Origin of the sequence: Parolsenella catena (genome assembly GCF_003966955.1) — a bacterium.
Classification (GTDB): domain Bacteria; phylum Actinomycetota; class Coriobacteriia; order Coriobacteriales; family Atopobiaceae; genus Parolsenella; species Parolsenella catena.
Window position 1 is genome coordinate 1,003,510 of the sequence record NZ_AP019367.1, and the last position, 16,606, is coordinate 1,020,115.

The following is a 16,606-nucleotide window of genomic DNA, read 5'->3' on the forward strand; positions in this document are numbered from 1 at the left end:
CTTGCTTCCCTTCTTGGATGCTTGCGGGCGGCGCGGCCGCCCTGGTGGATACGTTCCGGTCCCGGGGCGCTAGCGGCCCGCGTCGCCAGCTCCGGGAGGGCAGATCTGCCTGCCCTCGCGACGGCGCGCCTCCATGACCTGCCCGATGTGGCCGAGAATGCGAATGAGGTCACGGGTGTCGCGTTCCCCGAGCTCCTCGAGAAAACCCCCGACCAGATCCAAGAGCTCGTCGAAGTGCTCGCTCGCGCGCCTGCGGCCCTCCTCGGTGACGATGACCTCGACACGGCGTCGGTCGTGCTCGGAGGGCTCGCGCCTGATGTAGCCTCGCTGCTCGAGCGCGCGGAGCGTGTTGGCGATGCGGGCGTCCGTCACGCCCGCGGCGCGTGCGATCTGGCCGGGCGACAGGGGCCCGTCGGCATCAAGCAGCACGCGCATGACCATCGGCATGCCCCTCATCCCCTGGCTGATCTCCGGGGCGGGCCTCTGCCGACGCATGTCGACGCTCAGCTTGAGAAGCTCGCGGGCCCACAGGCGATACTCGGCCGGCACGTCGCCCTCTGGGCTGGCGACGGGGCCGCAGCCCTTCTCCTCTGCCATATCTCCTCCTCTCGAAAATACCTTCTACCGTTAGTTTCTAGCGTTAGGTTTTATATCCGATTTGCGTGGAAGGTTCACGGAGCACATCACTTTGGAGTAGACTCCACAGCACGGACACAACATCTCGGCGAAAACAGCTTGCAGGGCCCGAGAGCTGTGCTATTCTTATCCAGCTATGCGTCGAAGGCGGCCGCAAGATGCGCCGCTCACATGGAGGTACACAATGTCTAAGGTTTGCGCCATCTGCGGCAAGCACGCCGTCGCCGGTCGTTCGATCAGCCACTCGCACCGCGTCACCAACCGCAAGTTCCGTCCGAACATCCAGCACGTGACGTGCGTCGTCGACGGCCACAAGAAGAAGCTGAACGTCTGCTCCACCTGCCTGAAGTCCGGCAAGGTCGCCCGCTCCTAGCAGCAGACCCGCTCACTCATAGAGCTAACTCAGAGTCGCCTTCGGGCGGCTCTTTTTTGTAGCTTATTCACGAGCGCTGCAAATGAGTCACTTTTCGCACCTCAAAGCCTGTAAATGTGACTCGTTTGCAGCGCTCGCGTCCCTAGCCTTGGGGATAGACCCCGTAGACGGACAGACGAGCCTTTAACCACGCGCGATCCCTGGCCTGGGTAACCGTCACGCGCACCACTTTGTAGCCGCGGGCAGTGATCCCCGCCTCGCGCTGCCTCTCGCGCATCAGCGCATGCAGCGGGGAGCCACCGTTCATCTCGGGGTTCTCATACTTCTCGCCCCCATCGACCTCAAGGTCAACGAGGGAGCCGTCGTCCGCCTGAAGCAGGATGTCGAGCCGGAGCGGACCTCTTGCGGCGTCGATACTCGTCACCGGCACTTGGATGTCCTTGATGAGATATCCAAGCTCGATAAGAATGCCACGGACGATGGACTCGCCGCCGCTCTCGGCACGACCGTCCATGCAGGCCACGGCCCTGCGGCCGTTCCTGATTCCGCGATATCCCCGCCTGTGGACGGCGGCATTCCTCAGGTTCCTCTCGCACGTCAGGCGAGAGGATACGGCGGAGTCGGCAACGGCAAGGGCGTCGGGAAACGGCATCATGGCGGCGCAGTCGAGCACGGTGTCCTCGGGGGTTGTCAGCCTGACGCCGCGGAACATGCGATGCGCCCTGCCACTGCGATGCCGAACCACCATGGCATTCTTCCTGCTGCCAGACGTAGCCACCACATGAATCGTGTCGAGATACGAATAGCCGACGCTGAGTCCATACATGGCGGCTGCGGTGACATGCGAGAATACCCAGTCTTCATATTTGTCAGAAAGGGAACGGACAATTCGCCTGGTCTTAGAAGCAGGGTCGAGGGTGTCCCAGGTTGAACTGCTTGCAAATAGGCCATTGAGGACCCTTACGAGCCGCCCTCTCTCGCAGAATCGCGCTAGGCGACGTCTATCCGCAGCATCTTTTGCCCACAGACAGCACCCGCTCGCCTCCGCAGCTTCAAGTCGAGAAGAAAGTTCGTTTTCCTGGTCTCGATAACCTGTCATGGGACCCTCCCCTCACCAATTGCACCGTAGGTTACGACAGAAGAGACCAAACGGGAGCGAGATCGCGCATATACGCAGCGAGCGCTGCAAACGGGTCACTTTTCGCGCTTCAAGGCCCGAAAATGTGACTCGTTTGCAGCGCTCGCGAAATGGGAGGAACAGGTTGCCGGGACGAAGGCTAGCGGCTAGCGGATGAGGAAGGCGGCGACGATGCCGGCGTGGCAGGTGATGGAGGCACCGGGAGCATCGATGACGTTGGAGATGCCGCGGTCCCGAAGGGCATCGACGCGGAAGTGGTCGAGTTCCCAGCGCATGCCCTGCTCGCTCACGACGCTCGCGTCCGCAAGTGCGACGAACGAGAAGTGACTGCCCACGCACTCGTCGCCAAACTCCCAGACCGCGACGCCATTAGGCGCGAGAATCCGGCACTCGAAGGCGTCCTCGACAAGGACGGGCGCCACGTCTGCGTTCGAGGCGAGAACGCCAAACACCGCGAGGGCATGGTCCATGCGGCCGGCGCTCGCACACGTCACCGTAACGTCGAGGGCCTCCCCCCTCTCGGCGGCGATCTGACGGGCGCACGCAAAGCCAAGGGAGAGGTCCGTGTCGTACTTGGCCGGTGGAAAGATGCGGATGCCCAGATCCCCGTGAAGGCCATGGATCTGCGGTCGCTCGCGCACGTCGTCGGCGGGGTCCACGGCAAGCGTGCCCTCGCTCACGGGCGTGCCCGCCGCATGCTCGCGGACCCACGAGAGCGTCTCGGCGCTCACGGTGTCGGCGTCGCCGCAAAAGGCATCCGGCACAACGCCGGCCACGCGACAGGCCTCGGCACCTCGGTCGATGGCAAGCACTTGGTCGGCCTCAACGGCAAGGCGAGAGACGAGCGAAGACGAGCTTGGCTCGGGAGAGCCCGCGACGAGCAGAAGCCTCACGACGCCTACGCCTCCTCGGGCGTGGCCTTGCGGGCCGCGTCATCGAACGTATGAATGGCTTCGAGTGAGACGTCGTCATAGTTGTGGGTGAAGATGTCTGACCAGGAGCGGATGAAGTCCTCGTCGCGGCCATCGTGGTCGTTGTGGATGCCCACGACGTGCAGGCCCATGCGGCGGGCGGAGCGCACGGCGAACGGGGCGTCCTCGAACACCCACGTCTCGGCAAGCGAAGTGCCGAGGCGATCGAGCGCCTCGAGGTAGACGTCCGGGAAGTCCTTATCGCGGCCCTGGCGAACGTCGGCCGTGCACAGGGTGTCCGAGAAGAAGTCGAGCATGCCGTGGCAGGCAAGCGCCTTGCGCACGAACGGCGAGGGACTCGAGCTGGCCACCACCATGGGGATGCCGGCGCCGGCCAGGCTCTCGAGCATGCCGCGGGCGCCGGGCATCTCCGAGACCTTGTGCTCGTAGTCATACGTCACGATGCGCTCGACGTGGTCATAGAGCTCCTCGACGCTGCCGCCCATGCCAAGCTCGGCGTGGAGGTACGTGCACGTGTCGGGGATGGTCATGGCCTCGACCTTGTCGATGGCCTCGCTCGTGGGCTCGAGCCCATACGAGCGGAACAGCTCGTCGAACATGTCGTACCACATGGACATGGAATCGAGCAGCGTGCCGTCACAGTCGAAGATGGCACCGGAGATCTTTGACATGGGGCCTCCCAGCCTCGCGCCACGCGCCACGCGCAGATGCGAATCGGTCGTCTTTTGCACCGTCAAGTATACGTTCTTGGTGATGACCTCGAGGCGCGGCGTCGCCGCCACATTCGCGCGCGAGATTGGGTAAAGTAACCCAGGCGGCCACGGGCCGCATTTCTATGCACACGACACGCCCGGAGGGGCTGGCACCACGGAGGTTGTTCCACATGGCACGTTATGACTATCGATGCACCGGCTGCGGCAACGTGTTCGAGGTCGAACACCCCATGTCCGAGCACCCGGCCATCACGTGCCCCGAGTGCGGAAAGCCCGCTGAGCGCGTGTTCTCCGCCTCCGGCATCTCCTTCAAGGGCTCAGGCTTCTACAACACGGACCAGCGCGGCGGCAGCTCCTCCACCGAGGGAACGAGCGGCTGCTCGGGCTGCAGCGGCCACGACTGCGCGAGCTGCGGCCACTAGCCAACGAGCCATACGACGATGGACAAGGGCGGGGGCGAGACGTTCGATGACGTCTCGCCCCCGCCCTCTCATGTGGATGGTGAAAGCTCGACCCCATCCCCAAGTGTCACCAAAGTGTCACCGGGTGCGGACGAGGCGGGCGCAGAAGTGGCCGTCGGGACCGCCCGGCGTGGGCACTGACCGGAACATGCCGCGCTCGTCGACCCAGGCCGAGACCCGAGAGCGTGCCTCGACCGGAAGCGCCGCGATGCCCGGGGCGTCCATGACGCTCGCGAGCTCAAAGCCACTCCCGGCATCGCTTGCGAGAAACGCGTCAACGACCTCGGCGTTCTCGCACGAGAGCACCGAGCACGTGGCATAGACGAGGCATCCACCCACGGCCACGCGCGAGCTTGCCGCCGCAAGCAGGGAGCTCTGGAGCGAGGAGAGCGAATCGGGGGCACCCGCCAGCGAGCCCTCGTCGAGCGCCCAGGCGATCTCCGGGTGCCGGCGCATCGTTCCCGTGCCGGAGCACGGCGCATCCACCAGCACTGACTCGAAAGAGCCCGCGAGCTCCCCGGGCAGCGCGGAGACGTCGGCAAGCCTCGTGCCATCAAACTCCACGCAGCTCACTTGGCCCGAGAGCCCGGCGCGCTTCATGCGGTCTCGCGACTGGCGCACCTTTGAGGCCACGAGCTCACAGCCCGCGACGGCTGGCTCGCACCCAAGCTCGTCCATGGCACGTGCGAGCAGCAGGGACTTGGTACCTCGGCCCTGCCCCACCTCGAGCACGCGGCCCGAGGCGGGCGCCGCGATGCGGCACACGACCTGGGCGGAGAGGTCTGCCACGGCAACGTCACATGAGCTCACCAGCCCGCTCGACGCAAGCCGAGCGCCGGAGACAAGCCGCCAGCTGCCCGGCAGCCCCGTGGGCGACGGCTCGGCATCGATGCCCTCGAGGCGCGAGAGCACCTCGGTGGCCGAGCCCGCAGCCGTGCCCCTCGCAACGTAGACGGGCGCGGGGTCAAGCGCACAGGAGCACATCGCGGCGGCACGGCACTCCCCCAGCTCGTCCAAGAGGCGTGAGGCGAGCCACCCCGGGTAGCCTGATGTCATAGAAAGCTGCGCGGACGTGATGCCCCGAACCTCTCCAGAGGCGGCAATGCGAACGGCCTCGCCAGCATCGTCCACCTCGCCGCGACAGTCCGCAATGCGCCTGAGCACGGCGTTTGCCATGCGGGCGGCACGCGGCTGCACGCTCCTCACGAGCTCCACGCCCTGGCTCACGGCCACCTGGCGAGGAGTCTCGAGGTAGAGGACCTCGAAGGCTGCGAGCCTGAGCGCGTCTCGCACGCGCGGCTGTAGGGCCGAGGCATGCGTGACGAATGAGTCAATCCTGCGGTCGAGCTCGCCTGAGGCCACGTTGACGCCAAGCACGAGCCTCGTGGCAAGCGAGCGGGCCTTGTGGCCGAGCATGTCCATCTCGCGGGCGCCGCGCATGAGGTCGCGCGCGCGTGCGTTGCGACGGCGCTGTGCGCCCAGGATGCGCAGGGCGGTCGTGCGCGCGGGGCTGGCGACGGCCATCTAGATCCTCCCCCAGGCAAGGTGGTCCGCGCGCAGGCCGGCGGCCCAGGCGCTCGCCTGCATCTCGCGCTTGCCGTCGGGCTTGACGTCCAGCACCTCAAGCGCGCCGTCCGCGCAGCCAAGCGCCACGCGTCCGTGCGAGACGAGCACCTCGCCAGCCGCGAGGGCATCATCGCAGGTCATCGCACGCATCAGGCGCACGCCCTTCCCGGCGACCTCGCAGCGCGCCGGAGCGGCATCGGTGCTCGCCAGCACACGGCGCACGTTGGCAAGCGCGCCGTCCGCGGGGTCAAGCCGCATCTCGGCCTTCTCGATCTTGTGCGCGTACGTCACGAGCGACTCGTCCTGCTCGGTCCAGACAGCCGTGTCGTCCGCGATGCGGCCGATGGCCTCGACGAGGGCCTCGGCACCAAGGTGGCCAAGCTCGTCGAGCAGCTCAGATGAGGTCTTGCCCGCAACCGCCGTGGAGACCTGGGCGCAGTAGGCGCCCGCGTCGAGCTCGTGGACCACGCGCATGATGGACGCGCCGGCAAGCTCGTCTCCCTCGAGCACGGCACGCTGGATGGGGGCCGCGCCCCTCCAACGGGGAAGCAGCGACGCGTGCACGTTGACGCAGCCGAGCGGGAACATCTCGAGAAGCTCGTCGGGCAGGATGCAACCGTAGGCGGCCACGACGCACAGGTCGGCCTTGGCGGCGCGAAGCTCGTCCATGACCTCGGGCGTCATGCGGCTCGCCTCGATGACCGCAAGGCCAAGCTCGCCGGCGAGCGCCTTCACGGGGCTCGGCTCGAGGCGCTTGCCTCGACCTCGCACGGCATCGGGTCGCGTCACCACGCGCACGACGTCGTGGGCCTTGCTCACGGCGCTGAGGGACGGACAGGCGAACTCGGGCGTTCCCATGAAGACGATGCGCATGCGTGGCTCCTAGTCGGTCGTGGTCTCGCCGGGGCGCGCGCCCTGCTCGATGGCCTGCTCGCACTCCTGCAGCTTCTGGGCGCGCTTGAGCGGGGGCAGGTGATCGACCATCGTCACGCCGTCAAGGTGGTCGATCTCATGCTGGAGGCACACGGCCAGCAGGTTGCCCTCCGCCTCGTACTGCATGAGGTCGCCATCGAGGTTCGTGGCGTGCACGATGACGTGGCTCGGGCGCTCGATGTCCACCGAGATGCCAGGAAACGACAGGCAGCCCTCGGAGAAGGAGCGCATGGGGCCGTCTGCCTTCACGATCTTGGGGTTGATGAGCACATAGGGATTCTCGCTGCCGCGCTCGTCCGTGTAGTCGCAGTCAACGACGACCATGCGAACCATCTCACCGATCTGGGGCGCCGCGAGGCCGCAGCCATCCGCCTCGTACATGTCCTTGAGCATGCGCTTGGCGAGCTTGCGGATGTCGGCGTTGATCTCTGTCACGGGCTCGCACACCTGTGAAAGGCGCGGGTCCGGGGTGAGCAGGATGTCCTTCTTGGCGCTCATGTTGCTCCTCACACGCATGGGGGCCGCGCGCGAGCGCGGCACTGGATTCACAATCATCCATCATAGCCGCGGCTTGCGCCTGAAAGACAAAAGCCGAGAGAATCCGCACAGCCTGGGCGTAGGCGGCAAGCATGCGCCCCACGCCTACGCCACGCTAGAGCATGTCGTAGGCGTCGACGTCGATGGCGAGCGTGACGCCCTTGCACGCGGGCAGCGCACGGGCGCACTCGTCGAGAAGGGGCCCAAGCTCGGCATCCACGGGCGCCTTCACGACGATGTGGCGGCGATAGCGATCCTTGACCTTGGAGCGCACGCACTCGGCGGGGCCGAGAACCTCCCACTCGCCCTCCATGCCTTCCACGCGCGCGCGGATCTTGACGGCAAGCGCGCTCGCCCGCTCGCGGACGGCGCGCTCGGAAAGTCCCGCAAGCGTGAGGTTCGCGAGGCGCGAGTAGGGCGGGTAGTACGCCTCGTCACGCTGCTCGAGCTCATAGCCAAGATAGGAGGAGCGGTCATGGGTTGCCACGGCCGAGATGGCGGGGTGCGTGGCCCAGTACGTCTGGATGATGACCTCGCCGGGACGCTCTCCCCTGCCGGCGCGCCCCGCCACCTGCTCGAGCAGGTTGTACGTGCGCTCGGCGGCACGGAAGTCTGGCAGCTTGAGGGTGGTGTCGGCGTTCACGACACCCACGAGCGTGACCTCGGGGAAGTCGAGGCCCTTCGCGATCATCTGCGTTCCCACGAGCACGGCGCACTCGCTCGCGTCGAACTGCTCGAGCAGGCGCGTGTGCGCGCCCTTCGTCGCCGTGGTGTCCGCGTCCATGCGGATGACGTCCACGTCCTCGGGCAGCAGCATCCTGAGCTCGTCCTCGACCCGCTGCGTGCCCACCCCGTACTGCGCCAGGTAGCGGCTGCCGCAGTTGGGGCATTTCGTGGAGGGGTCAGGGTAGGCACGCACGGGCCATGCGCTGCCGCATGTGTGGCAGGCGAGGCTGTGCGTGCGCTCGTGGTACGTGAGCGCCGTGGAGCAGTGAGGGCACGTGGGGACGCAGCCGCACTCTCGGCACATGAGAAAGCTCGCGAAGCCGCGGCGATTGAGCAGAAGCACGCTCTTCTCGCGCTTCTCGGCGCGATCGAGCAGGGCGTCTCGCAGAGGTGACGAGAACACCGAGCCGCCCTTGGGGCTGAACGTCGAGCGCATGTCGATGATGCGGACGGACGGGAGCCTGGAGCCGCCGGGGCGCTCGGGCATGCTGACGCGCGTCCAGCGCACGCCGCGCCAGCTGCCGGCACGGCAGCGCTCGAGGCTCTCGAGCGAGGGCGTGGCGCTGCCAAGCACGAGCGCCGCGCCACGCAGCCGGGCAAGCTCGGCCGCGGCCTCGCGGGCGTGGTAGCGCGGAGCCTGGTCCTGCTTGTAGGAGCCCTCGTGCTCCTCGTCCACGATGACAAGGCCAACGTTGGAGAGCGGGGCGAACAGCGCAGAGCGCGCGCCCACCACCACGTGGACCCGCCCGCTGCGCGCGAGGTCCCACTGGTCGAAGCGCTCGCCGCTGGAGAGGCGCGAGTGCAGGATGGCCACGTCGTCACCGAAGCGACTGCGGAAGCGCCCCACGGTCTGGGCCGTGAGCGAGATCTCCGGCACGAGGACGATGGCGCTGCGCCCGCGCTCGCGCACGCGCTCGATGGCGTCGAGATAGACCTCGGTCTTTCCCGAGCCCGTGACGCCGTCAACGAGCACGACGTCCCCGCAGCCCGCGTCCGTGGCCCGTGCGATGGCGTCGAGGGCGGCGAGCTGGCCGTCCGTGAGATGGTCTGGCCGAGGCGCGGAGGCACTCGAGAGTGAGGTGGGCTCGCCGACGCCTCGGATGCGTCGGCGGTGCTCCACCTCGACGAGCCCGCGCTTGGCGAGCGCCGTGACGACCGATCCCGCGCCCGGCACCATGGCCGAGAGCTCGGCCACGCGCATGGGCCCGGCGGCGAGCGCCTCGACGACCCGGCGCTGCCTGCTGGCGTTGCGACGTGGCACGAAGCCACGTCCCGTGACCGAGAGCTGCGCCCAGCGGTCATCGACGGCCTTCGTGCGATCCACGGCCAGACGCCACTCGCCCGCCTCGTCCTTGTGCACGCGGGTCGTCTGTCCGGGAGCCAGCATGAGCCGAAGGCATACTGAGGCAGGGGCGGCGTACTCGGCCGCCATCCACTGCGCGAGTCGTGCGCCCACGCGATCGAACGCGGGCTCGGCAAGCACGCGCTCTACGGGCAGGACGCGCAGCGGGTTCACGCCCTCCGCAAGCTCGGAGACGACGTCCACGACGTAGCCCACCGCCAGGCGATGGGCAAAGCTCACGAGCACCGTGCAGCCAACGTCGCACGAGCCGGCGAGCGCGTCGGGGATGGCGTAGTCAAAGCACCCGTCGATGGCTCGGGTGGGTATGTCCGGAACGACCTTCGCGTATCTCATGCCATCCAGTTTGCCACCTGAACCCAAGAAAGATGGCGAGAAGGGATGTCCCCTCTCGCCATCTCCCAAAGCTAGGCGCGACGACGCCTCCTCAGCCCAAGCGCGAGAAGCGCGAGACCGGCCGTGGCGATTCGATTAGACGAGCTCGGCCACCGCGGCCTTGAGCTCGTCGGTGCGGTTCGTGGCCTCCCAGGTGAAGTCGGGGTCCTTGCGGCCAAAGTGACCGTAGGCAGCCGTCTTTTCAAAGATGGGGCGGCGCAGGTCGAGATCGCGGATGATGGCGCCCGGACGCAGGTCGAAGACGCGCCTGACGGCCGCCTCGATCACGCGGTCGCTCACCGAGCCCGTACCCTTGGTGTCTACGAGCACCGACAGCGGGTGGGACACGCCGATGGCATATGCCAGCTGCACCTCGCACTTGTGGGCAAGACCGGCGGCCACGATGTTCTTGGCAACCCAGCGTGCGGCGTAGGCGGCCGAGCGGTCCACCTTCGTGCAGTCCTTGCCCGAGAAGGCGCCGCCGCCATGGCGACCCATGCCGCCATATGTGTCGACGATGATCTTGCGGCCCGTGAGGCCCGTGTCTCCCATGGGCCCGCCCACGACGAAGCGCCCGGTGGGGTTCACGTAGATGTCGGCGTTCTTCCAGGGGATGTTCGCCGCGTCGAGCACCGGCGCGATGACGTGCTCGGTGACGTCCGCCCTGATGACGCCCATGTCCTCGACCTCGGGGTCGTGCTGCGTGGACACCACGATGGCCGAGACCTCGACGGGGCGGTCTGCCTCGTAGCGCACGGTGACCTGGGTCTTGCCGTCCGGGCGCAGGTAGGCAAGCTCGCCGGACTTGCGCACGTCGGCAAGGCGCTTGGCGAGGCTCTGGGCCAGGTAGATGGGCATGGGCATGAGGACGTCCGTCTCGTCCGAGGCGTAGCCGAACATCATGCCCTGGTCTCCGGCGCCGATCCTGTCCAGCGGGTCTTGCGTGCGACCCGCCTGCGCGTCAAACGACTCGTCCACGCCCTGGGCGATGTCGGGGCTCTGCCCGTGAATCATGGAGATGACGCCGCACGTCTCGCAGTCGAAGCCGTACTTAGCACGGTCATAGCCGATGCGCTTGAGCGTCTTGCGCGCAATCTCCTGGACGTCGACGTAGGCCTGCGTGCGAATCTCGCCGGCCACGACGATGGTGCCGGTCGTGGCAAACGTCTCGCAGGCGCAGCGCACGTTCTCCACGTTCGCGGGCTGGCCGTTGGGGGCCACGTAGCCCTCGGCCTCCAGACGTGCCTCCTTCTCGAGAATCGCGTCGAGCACGGCGTCGCTGATCTGGTCGCACACCTTGTCGGGGTGACCCTCCGTCACGGACTCCGACGTGAAGTAGTAGCTCTCCTGGGCCAGCTGGCTCATTGCCATCCGCTCCTCTCCGGCGATTTCCGCCGAACCTCGTTGGGCAACGGACGCACCGCCGCCCCGGAGACGAATAACGTCCCCCGTGCCATTGCATAGGGGACGTTGATGACGTGCCAGTCATGCCTTCCCCCGTCTTCCGGCCACATGCGTGGCCGCCGAGAATTGGCACCCTGCCCGCACGCGTGCGGGTGGGTTGTCGGAGCGTCATCGGGCTCGGTCCCTCGGCTCTATGCGCCACGGTCATATGTCTGCGACGCCTCTTGACGAGCGCCCTTATCGGGCCAAGACAGTTTATTCCCTCGCCCGGTCCCTGTAAACCAAAGAAATTATGTAAACTTCTCTGCTAGACCAACGAATACTGCCGACTTGCTAGGGTATACAACGCTAGTCTGCGGACGAGAATCCACCTCGCCCACATACTTTGTATGCATACGGCAGCGCACTGCACAAGGAGTCTCCACGTGAGAACAGCGTTCCAGATCTTCAAGCGCGACCTCAAGCGAATACTCGCGAACCCCGTCGCCATCGTCATCGCCATAGGCGTGGCGATCATCCCCTCCCTGTACGCCTGGTTCAACATCCTGGCCAACTGGGACCCCTATGAGAACACGAGCACGGTGCCCATCGCCGTCGTCATCGAGGACAGGGGCGCCGATGTGGGAGACATGGGGACCATAAACGCCGGCGACATGATCGAGGAACAGCTCAAGGAGAACACCCAGCTTGGCTGGACGTTCGTCGACGACGAGCAGGCCGCCCTCGACGGCGTGAACGCGGGCCGCTACTACGCAGCCTTCGTCGTGCCCGAGGACTTCACGAGCTCGCTGGGAGACGTGCTCTCGGGCGACACGAACCAGGCGCACATAGCCTACTACGTGAACGAGAAGCTCAACGCCATCTCCCCCAAGGTGACCGACACCGGCTCCACGACCCTCGAGACGCAAATCGCAAACGAGTTCGTGGGCGTCGTGGGCAAGACCATCACCGAGAAGCTCCAGGGACTCTCCACGAGCCTGATGGCAGAGTCCGATGCCGCCACGGCAACGCTCAGCTCGGACCTCTCGCAGGTCCAGGTGATGCTCACGAACCTCTCCGGAGATCTCTCCGGCGCCCAGCAGACCATCGCAGACGCTCGCCAGACCGTCGCGGACGCCCGCACCACCCTCTCCCAGGTGAGCTCGAGCGCCACGTCGCTCTCTGACGCCCTCTCCCAATCCATGGACACCCTGGGGGCAACGCGCACCAAGGCCCAGACGCTCGGGGCGCAGCTCTCGGGCGCCCTTGGCACGGGCGTCTCCACCATCTCTGGCATCTCTGCCGAGGCAAACCACAGCATCGGAGAGATCTGCGGTGACATCGGCTGGGCCCAGGGCCAGCTCGACGGCGCCATCTCGCAGGTGGGCGCGCTCAACGACAACACGTTCGCAAGCATGCGCTCCTCGCTCGAGCAGGCCCAGGCCAAGGTGAGCGCCCTGCCCGACACCGTCCCCAACAAGCAGCAGATGCTCGCATCCATCCAGCAAGCACTCACCGCCATCGACGAGCTGCGTTCTGCCACGTCTGGCAAGATCGAGCAGCTCAAGGGCGTCTCGGGCTCCATCAAGGAGACGAACGACGCCGTGAGCGGCCTCTCAAACTCCGTGAACGACGCCGTGCAGAGCAGCGCCCAGGGCCTCTCGAGCCTCCAGGGATCGCTCGCGAGCACGACGCTGCCGGCGCTCTCCAACTCCCTCGACTCCTTCGCGGACGCAGGAGGTCGCCTCGTGGGCCTCTCGAGCGCAGTTGCCCCCATGCTCTCCCAGGTAGACGGTGCCCTCGCCCAGCTCGACGGCGTGCTCTCCCAGAGCGCGGACGCACTCTCCCAGACCGCGGACGCCGTGAGCGGCGCTGCGGACAAGGTGGGCGGCCTGGCGACCGACGCCGCGGCCATCCAGAGCGCTGAGACCTTCTCGATCCTGCAGGATGTCCTCGGACTGGACGCCGAGCAGGTGGGAGACTTCATGGGCTCGCCCGTGGACATGGTCTCCTCCCCCATCTACCCGGTGGCCAACTACGGCAGCGGCGTGGCGCCCTTCTACACCAACCTTGCCCTGTGGGTGGGAGGCTTTGTGCTCGTGGCCATCTACAAGCTCGAGGTTGACGAGGAGGGCATCGGCAAGTTCAAGCCGTGGCAGGGCTTCTTTGGCCGCTGGCTGCTCATGAACCTCATCGGCCAGCTCCAGGCCATCATCTGCTGCGTGGGAGACATCGCCCTCGGCATCCAGTGCCTCAACCCCGTGGCGTTCGTGTTCGCGGGCATGGTCGAGAGCTTCGTCTACGTGTTCTTCGTCTACGCCATCTCCGTGGCCTTCAAACACATCGGCAAGGCCATCGCGGTGCTGCTCGTCATTCTCCAGATCCCCGGAGCCTCGGGCACCTACCCCATCGAGATGATGCCGGACTTCTTCAAGAACCTGCACCCCTGGCTTCCGTTCACCTACGGCATCAACGCCATGCGCGAGGCCATCGCGGGCTTCTACGGCAGCTACTACGCAACCAACCTGCTCGTGCTCCTGCTGTTCCTCATTCCGAGCCTGCTCATCGGCGTCACGGCACGCAGGCACCTGCTCAACATCAACACGCTGTTCGACCGCAGGCTCGCCGACACCGACCTCATGATCACCGAGCGCGACGCCGCCGGCCACACGCGCTTCCGCCTTGCCACGATCGTGAAGGTCATCATGAACTCGGGCGAGTACAAGGCCACATTCCTCGAGAGGGCGGCCAAGTTCGAGCTCATGTACCCCGTGCTCGTCAAGCGCGGCTTTGCGGCGCTCATCTGGGTCCCGCTCGTGCTGCTCGCGCTCATGTTCGTGCTGCCGCACAAGTTCGCCATGCTCATGCTCTGGATTCTCTCGCTCGTGGTGATCTGCACGTTCCTCATCGTGGTGGAGTACCTGCACACCCGCGTGAGCGAGAAGACGACGCTCGCGGACATGGCTCCCGAGCAGCTCTACGCGCTTCTCGACGACGAGCTGCGAGAGGAGTTCATGGCATTCGCCCCGCTCGACAAGATGCGCCTCGAGCGCAGGGGCGGCAACGCGGCCGACCAGCAGCCAAAGACCACCGAGGACAGCGAAGCCAAGACCGAAACCGATTCCACGAAGGGAGGCGAGGCGTAGGATGAGCAAGATCTGGTCATTCATCAAGCGTGACGCCCGTCGCCTGCACCTGAACGTCATCAGCCTCGTCGTCATCGTGGGCATCATCGTCGTGCCGACGTTCTACGCCTGGTTCAACATCGCCGGCTCCTGGGACCCCTACGGCAACACCGACAACCTCAAGGTGGCCGTCGCTAACTGCGACGCAGGCTACTCCTCGGACCTCATGCCCGTGGAAATCAACTTCGGCGACCGCGTGGAGGCGGAGCTGCGCGAGTCCACGAGCATCGGCTACACCTTCACCTCGGAGGAGGACGCCCTCGAGGGCGTGCGCTCCGGCGAGTACTACGCGGCCGTCGTGATCCCGGAGGACTTCTCCACCGAGATGATGACCGTGCTCACGCCCAATCCCACGCGCCCGCAGGTCACCTTCTACCAGAACGACAAGGCCAACGCGATCGCGCAGATCGTCACGAACAAGGCCTCCTCGGCCATCCAGGCAGACATCAACAAGTCGTTCGCGAGCTCCATCACCACGGTGGGTGCCGGCGTGCTCGAGGAGCTGGGCAACTACCTCGATGACGACAACCTCGCCGACGTGGCCGCCAAGCTCGACGACGCCGTGTCCTCCTCCACCTCCGCGCTCACCGACACCGCCACCAACCTGCGCGACTTCTCGGGCGTCATCGGCTCCACGCAGGGCATGCTTGGCAGCTCCTCCTCAACGCTTGGCACGTCGCTCTCCTCCACGCTCGACCTGAGCGGCAGCCTCTCCTCCGCGGCAAACGACGTGCGCGGGCTCGGCAGCGCGCTCGATGGCGCTACCGACTCGCTCAATGACGCGATCTCCTCGAGCACCTCGAGCCTGGACTCCGTGAGCGGTGCCGTCGACCAGGCGTTCTCCACGGCAGACGGCCAAATTGACAAGCTCACCTCCGCCCTGGGATCTGCCGCCGGCGTGGCCGATGACAGCGCGAGCAGGCTCGACGCACTCTCCTCCAAGCTGGGAGCCGCCGCAGACACCGCCTCGCACGCCATCAAAGGCATCGACGCGCAGCTTGCCGGCATGGCAGAGACCAACCCTCTTTACGCCGTGCTTACCAAGGCACGCGCTGCGGCCGTGAATGCCCGCGACAACGCGAGCGAGGGCCAGGCGCAGGCAAGCGCCGCCGCCGGGCAGATGCGAACGCTCTCCTCGCAGCTCAACAAGACCGCAGGCGACGTTGCAAGCGGCAAGCAGACCGCGGCGGACGCCAAGGAGAAGCTCTCCGGCGTTATCTCGAGCGCCAAGAGCGGCATCACCACCGTGCAGGGCGTCTACGAGAGCGACCTCAGGGGAAGCCTCGGCACCCTGGCGGACCAGATCGACGGCGCAGCCGGCAATGCCCAGACCATCACGGACAGCCTCTCCAAGACGTTTGGCGACGTGAGCTCCATGGCGGGCTCTGCCGCAGACGGCCTGGGTGACGCCGCGAGCGCCATCAACGAGGCGGCAGACGCCCTCGACACGGCGGCATCGAGGCTCTCCGAGCTGCACGCCAAGCTTAGCGCCGCGCTCGACTCCCAGGACATGCAGCAGGTGCGAGACATCCTCACGGCCAACCCCGACGACCTCGCGAGCTTCATCTCCTCGCCCGTGGCGGTGGACCGCAACGCCGTCTTTGCCATCGAGAACAACGGCAGCGCCATGGCCCCGTTCTACACGACGCTCGCCATATGGATCGGCGGCGTGGTGCTTGCCGCCCTCGTGAAGACCAACGCGAGCGAGAAGGCCCTCGAGGAGACGGGCTGCAGCCACACGCAGGCCTATATCGCACGTCTTGCGTTGTTCACGCTCATCGGCCTTCTGCAGAGCACGCTCATCTGCGCGGGAGACCTGTACTACCTCGGCGTCCAGTGCGCCAATCCCGTGCTGTTCTTCCTTGCCGGCTGGCTGGCGAGTTTCACGTTCGTGAACATCATCTACGCGCTCACGGCCTCGTTCGGTGACGTGGGCAAGGCCATTGCCGTCGTGCTCATGGTCATCCAGGTCGCCGGCTCGGGCGGCACGTTCCCACGCGAGATGCTGCCCCAGGCGTTCCAGGCCATCTACCCGTTCCTGCCATTCGTGCACGCGGAGAACGCCATGCGCGCCGCCATGTTCGGCCTGTACGGCAACGACTTCTGGGTGAGCCTTGGCACGCTCGCTGGCTTTATCGTACCCGCGCTCTTGCTGGGCCTCGTACTTCGCAAGCCAATCATTCGCCTCAACGAGTGGGTTGAGAGAAAGCTCGAGAGTACCAAGCTCATGTAGTCCTAAGCAGACACTGAGAGTAAAGGCGGGCGTCGCTGCTTACAAGGCAACGGCG

13 protein-coding genes are annotated in these 16,606 nt (G+C 66.3%); 4 read left to right on the forward strand and 9 right to left on the reverse strand.

Annotated elements, in window-relative coordinates; translation table 11 throughout:
* Positions 1 to 69: 69 nt before the first annotated feature.
* A complete protein-coding gene (locus Pcatena_RS04630) occupies positions 70 to 597 on the reverse strand; it encodes a MarR family winged helix-turn-helix transcriptional regulator (protein ID WP_126422059.1) in 528 nt (175 codons plus the stop codon).
* A 223-nt stretch (positions 598 to 820) separates the two neighbouring features.
* Here Pcatena_RS04630 and rpmB point away from each other — a divergent pair, with 223 nt between their 5' ends.
* Complete coding sequence (gene rpmB, locus Pcatena_RS04635; RefSeq protein WP_126422061.1) at positions 821 to 1,009, forward strand: 50S ribosomal protein L28; 189 nt, start codon at positions 821 to 823, stop codon at positions 1,007 to 1,009.
* 142 nt (positions 1,010 to 1,151) lie between these two features.
* On the opposite strand, the gene Pcatena_RS04640 is transcribed toward rpmB, so the two are convergent.
* The 3 genes from Pcatena_RS04640 to Pcatena_RS04650 form a co-directional block, all read right to left on the reverse strand.
* Positions 1,152 to 1,757 (reverse strand): hypothetical protein, encoded by a 606-nt coding sequence (locus Pcatena_RS04640; RefSeq protein WP_126422063.1) that lies wholly within the window; start codon positions 1,755 to 1,757, stop codon positions 1,152 to 1,154.
* 536 nt (positions 1,758 to 2,293) lie between these two features.
* A complete protein-coding gene (locus Pcatena_RS04645; RefSeq protein WP_126422065.1) occupies positions 2,294 to 3,040 on the reverse strand; it encodes a thiamine pyrophosphokinase in 747 nt (248 codons plus the stop codon).
* 5 nt (positions 3,041 to 3,045) lie between these two features.
* Positions 3,046 to 3,750: an HAD family hydrolase gene (locus Pcatena_RS04650; protein WP_126422067.1), complete on the reverse strand. Its 705-nt coding sequence runs from the start codon at positions 3,748 to 3,750 to the stop codon at positions 3,046 to 3,048.
* A gap of 212 nt (positions 3,751 to 3,962) precedes the next feature.
* On the opposite strand from Pcatena_RS04650, the gene Pcatena_RS04655 reads away from it, so the two are divergent.
* A complete protein-coding gene (locus Pcatena_RS04655) occupies positions 3,963 to 4,214 on the forward strand; it encodes an FmdB family zinc ribbon protein (RefSeq protein ID WP_126422069.1) in 252 nt (83 codons plus the stop codon).
* A 117-nt stretch (positions 4,215 to 4,331) separates the two neighbouring features.
* On the opposite strand, the gene Pcatena_RS04660 is transcribed toward Pcatena_RS04655, so the two are convergent.
* From Pcatena_RS04660 to metK, 5 genes are all read right to left on the reverse strand, one after another.
* Positions 4,332 to 5,777 carry an RsmB/NOP family class I SAM-dependent RNA methyltransferase gene (locus Pcatena_RS04660; RefSeq protein WP_126422071.1) on the reverse strand — a complete coding sequence of 482 codons (1,446 nt, stop codon included), beginning with the start codon at positions 5,775 to 5,777 and terminating at the stop codon, positions 4,332 to 4,334.
* Entirely contained in the window at positions 5,778 to 6,692 is a 915-nt protein-coding gene (gene fmt / locus Pcatena_RS04665) for a methionyl-tRNA formyltransferase (protein WP_126422073.1), read from the reverse strand.
* Positions 6,693 to 6,701: 9 nt separating this feature from the next.
* The gene (gene def, locus Pcatena_RS04670) at positions 6,702 to 7,250 is read right to left on the reverse strand and encodes a peptide deformylase (RefSeq protein ID WP_126422075.1); all 549 of its coding nucleotides are present in this window, start codon (positions 7,248 to 7,250) and stop codon (positions 6,702 to 6,704) included.
* A 154-nt stretch (positions 7,251 to 7,404) separates the two neighbouring features.
* Positions 7,405 to 9,711 (reverse strand): replication restart helicase PriA, encoded by a 2,307-nt coding sequence (gene priA / locus Pcatena_RS04675; RefSeq protein ID WP_126422077.1) that lies wholly within the window; start codon positions 9,709 to 9,711, stop codon positions 7,405 to 7,407.
* Positions 9,712 to 9,846: 135 nt separating this feature from the next.
* Positions 9,847 to 11,115, reverse strand: a complete 1,269-nt coding sequence (gene metK / locus Pcatena_RS04680) for a methionine adenosyltransferase (protein WP_232619827.1) — start codon at positions 11,113 to 11,115, stop codon at positions 9,847 to 9,849.
* Between the two features lie 464 nt (positions 11,116 to 11,579).
* On the opposite strand from metK, the gene Pcatena_RS04685 reads away from it, so the two are divergent.
* Together Pcatena_RS04685 and Pcatena_RS04690 are read left to right on the forward strand one after the other, a co-directional pair.
* The gene (locus tag Pcatena_RS04685; protein ID WP_126422081.1) at positions 11,580 to 14,279 is read left to right on the forward strand and encodes a YhgE/Pip domain-containing protein; all 2,700 of its coding nucleotides are present in this window, start codon (positions 11,580 to 11,582) and stop codon (positions 14,277 to 14,279) included.
* 1 nt (position 14,280) lies between these two features.
* Positions 14,281 to 16,551 (forward strand): YhgE/Pip domain-containing protein, encoded by a 2,271-nt coding sequence (locus tag Pcatena_RS04690; RefSeq protein ID WP_126422083.1) that lies wholly within the window; start codon positions 14,281 to 14,283, stop codon positions 16,549 to 16,551.
* Positions 16,552 to 16,606: the final 55 nt, after the last annotated feature.